The organism is Cetobacterium sp., from assembly GCF_051653945.1.
Classification (GTDB): domain Bacteria; phylum Fusobacteriota; class Fusobacteriia; order Fusobacteriales; family Fusobacteriaceae; genus Cetobacterium_A.
Genome location: NZ_JBOFXD010000091.1, coordinates 1 through 4,072, shown reverse-complemented (window position 1 = coordinate 4,072; position 4,072 = coordinate 1). Strand labels below are relative to the sequence as shown.

Genomic DNA, 4,072 nt, shown 5'->3' with positions numbered 1-4,072 from the left:
TTATGTAAAGTATTTCTAACTGCATCCTCCCCAGATAACATTTCAACAAAATAATTTTCTATTAATTCTGAAAGACCAACTTCCTCTAAGTTAACTCCAAAGATTCTATCATTTGTAAGCACAGTTTTTAGTTGCCCTTTGTAGCTCTCAGGTTTTCCAAACTCAATACCTACCAGTTCTCCCTTAAGCATCTCTAACATTGGGTCATTACTAATTGATCTCTCTAATCCCTTATCATCCACTCCTAAAAGGTATCTAAACCATCCTGCTAAAACTAGTGGAATATATTTTAATGATTTAACATCTAAATTCTCATCAGCCATGTATGACTTAATAGTCTCTCCAAATCTGATAGCTATCTTTTGAGATGTATCTGTAGCTATTCTTTCTGGTTGATCTGGAATATATGGATTTAGGAATCTCTCATCTATAACCTCATCTATAAAGGCCTTTGGATCAATTATTTTTGGACTTTCAACAACTTTTAAAGCCTCGTTATAACCAACCTCTTTTATTAATCTGTTTAAATCCTCATCACTTGCTGCATCATAAATTGATTTCTTATTTAAGATACATCCAAATATTGCAAGTGTTGTATGTAGTGGGTTTAAACATGTAGTTACTTTCATTTTCTCTGTTTTTTCAACAGTTTCTCTATCTGTTAAAAATACCCCAGCTGCCTCTAAGTTTGGTCTTCCATTAGGGAATTTATCCTCAACTATAAAGTACTCTGGTATTTCAGCATTAACAAAAGGAGCCACAAAGCTGTTTCTATTTGTAATAACTGGTGCCATATCTTCAAATCCTAACTTCTCTAAAGAGATTTGTACCTCTTCAGCTGGTCTAGGAGTGATTTTATCTATCATAGTCACAGGGTAAGATACTTTAGACTCATCTTTTAAATATGCTAAGAACTCATCTTCAACATATCCATTAGTGTTCCAAGCAGTAGCTATCTCTAAAACAGCTGCCTTTATTTTATCCCCGTTTTCAGAACAGTTATCCATACTTACTAAACTTATTGGTGTTCCATTAGTTTTAAATCTTGAGTAAAGTAGTTTTGTAATTAAAGCCATTACATGCTTTGGAGAAGTAAATCCGTTTTTGAAATCCTCTAATATAACTCCAAAGTAGTTCCCAGAAGGATCTTTTAAGTTATATCCTTTTTCAGTTATTGTAAAACTGATCATCTGAAGTGAATCTTTTTTTACAATCTCCTCTAAAGTGTTGAAGTTCTCATCAGTAGCTTTTATCGATTCAACGATACTACCAATAATCTCATTTTGGAAATCTCCATTTTTATTTAACGTCGTTAAGATAGTTAAGTTATCAAATGGTGTGTAAGCTTTGTCAATGATCTCTGTATCAAAGCTCTCAGCTACAATAATCCCTGTATTCTCTAGATTTTTTTCAATTAAAACTTGTTGTACTTTCCCCATGTATGCTCTAAAGATATTTCCAGCACCAAAGTGTAACCACTTTGGAGTTTTTAAAGTTTCCTCTTTTACCGTTTCAATATCATATTTTGGTACTATTACCCCTAATGAACCATCTATGTTTTTTATATCCTTTAAGTTTAATTTCATCTTCCTATCTCCTTTTGTTAATAACTGTTACTTTAACTTAGAAAGAGTTTCCCAAATTCCTGTTATATAACTTGCTCCTAAAGCTCTATCATATAATCCGTATCCTGGTTTTCCTGTTTCTCCCCAAATCATTCTTCCGTGATCTGGTCTTAAATATCCATCAAAGTTATTCTTATGAAGTGCTGCCATAATCTTAACTATATCTAATGATCCACACCCTGAGTAGTGAGCTGACTCTTCAAAGCTTACTCCATCCTCAAGAAGTTTTACGTTTCTTACGTGCATAAAGTGGATTCTTCCCATTGCACTATACTTATCTACTAATTTCTCCATATTGTTGAAGTTAGCACATCCTAATGATCCTGTACAAAGAGTTAATCCATTGTACTTGCTATCAACTAGACCTAAGAATCTATCAACATTTTCTTCACATGTTATGATTCTTGGAAGTCCAAAGATTGGCCAAGGTGGATCGTCTGGGTGAATAGCCATTTTTACATCAGCCTCTATCGCCACTCCTATGATCTCTTTTAAGAAATACTCTAAATTAGCCCAAAGTCCCTCTTGTCCTATTCTTTTATATCCTGCAAATAGCTCTGCTAATTGCTCTTTTGTGTAACTTGAATCCCATCCTGGTAGTGATAGGTTACTGTTTAATGGATCTAAAGCATCAACTTGATCCTTGTAGTAAACAAGTGCTGTTGAACCATCCTCTAACTCTTTATCTAACTGTGATCTAGTCCAGTCAAATACAGGCATGAAATTATAACATATAACTTTAACTCCAGCAGCTCCTAAGTTTCTTATGTTCTGCTTGTAGTTCTCTATATACTCATCTCTTTTTCCAATACCTAACTTTATATCTTCGTGTACTGGTACACTCTCTATAACATCAAATTTTAGTCCAGCTTTTTCAACTGTCTCCTTTAAAGCTAATATTTTATCCATTGGCCAAACATCTCCAACTGGAACATCATATATAGCTGTTACAATACTCTCCATTGTTGGAATCTGCTTTATATATTCCAGTTTTACTGGATCAGATTCTCCATACCATCTAAATGATAATTTCACTTTCTCCTCCTTAAAATATCTATATTAATTAAATTTCTAACTTAAAGTAGTTCTTTGCATTGATGAAGCAAATCTCTTCAATCATTGCTTTTAAAATCTCCTCATCATATGGAACCTCTCCATCTTCTACCCAAGTTCCCACTAAGTTACAAAGTATTCTTCTGAAGTACTCATGTCTTGTGTAAGATAGGAAACTTCTAGAATCTGTAAGCATTCCTACAAATCTTCTTAAAAGTCCCAGTTGAGATAGAGCTGTCATTTGACGAATCATTCCATCCTTTTGGTCATTAAACCACCATCCAGATCCAAACTGAATCTTTCCTGGAGTATCACTATTTTGGAAGTTACCAATCATTGTTCCAAGAACTTCATTGTCCTTTGGATTTAAACAGTAAAGAATTGTTTTTGGAAGCTCTCCATTTACATTTAAACTGTTTAATAACTTTGATAGAACCTCTCCATAGTTATTATCTGCTATTGAATCAAAACCAACATCTGCACCTAGCTTTTTAAACATTCTTTCGTTGTTATTTCTAAGAGCACCCATGTGTAGTTGCATTCCTAAATCATTTTTGTAGTAGATTTTTCCAAGAGCTAAGAAGATCTCAGTTTTATAAGTATCTGCTTCCTCTTTTGTTAAAATCTCTCCTGCTAATCTTTTAGCGAAAATCTCCTCTATTTTGTTCTCAGTATCTCTTCTGTAAAAAGGTGCCTCTAAACTGTGGTCAGTTACAACACAACCATTTTCTACGAAGAACTCCACTCTTCTCTCTAAAACTTCTACTAACTTTTTAAAAGAATCTATTTTTTCATTTGAAACAGTTTCTAATTTTTCTAACCAAGTAAAATAGTCATCTTTTTCTAAGTAGATGGCCTTATCAGGTCTGAAAGTTGGAAGAACTTTTACTTTAAAATTCTCATCTTTTAAAATTTCCTGATGGAACTTTAATGTATCAGCAGGATCATCTGTTGTACAAAGTGCTTTTACATTTGATCTTTCAATAAGTCTTTTAGCTGTAAATTCACTTGTTTTTAAAAGCTCATTAGCTTTGTTCCAGATGCTCTCAGCAGTCTTTCTATTTAATACCTCTTCTATTCCAAAGAATCTCTTAAGCTCTAAGTGTGACCAGTGGAAAAGTGGGTTTCCATAAGCGTATTCCATAGTTTCTGCAAAAGCTAAGAACTTTTCATAGTCAGTTGCATCTCCTGTAATATACTTTTCATCTACACCATTTGATCTCATAGCTCTCCACTTATAGTGGTCTCCATAAAGCCAAATCTGTGTTATATTTTCATAGCTTTTATTCTCAGCTATCTCCTTTGGATTAAGGTGACAGTGATAATCGAATATTGGCATTTTCTCTGCATATTCATATAGTTTTTTACTTACATCATTTTTTAATAAAAAATCT

Annotated in this window: 3 protein-coding genes; all 3 read right to left on the bottom strand. The window is 33.3% G+C overall.

Annotation, left to right across the window (positions count from 1 at the left end):
- A partial coding sequence (locus ACRC8M_RS09980) for a mannitol dehydrogenase family protein (protein ID WP_438529002.1) occupies window positions 1–1,586 on the bottom strand: 1,586 nt, incomplete at its 3' end.
- Window positions 1,587–1,613: 27 nt separating this feature from the next.
- Window positions 1,614–2,660, bottom strand: a complete 1,047-nt coding sequence (uxuA, locus tag ACRC8M_RS09975; RefSeq protein ID WP_438529001.1) for a mannonate dehydratase — start codon at window positions 2,658–2,660, stop codon at window positions 1,614–1,616.
- Between the two features lie 28 nt (window positions 2,661–2,688).
- A partial coding sequence (uxaC, locus tag ACRC8M_RS09970) for a glucuronate isomerase (protein ID WP_438529000.1) occupies window positions 2,689–4,072 on the bottom strand: 1,384 nt, incomplete at its 5' end.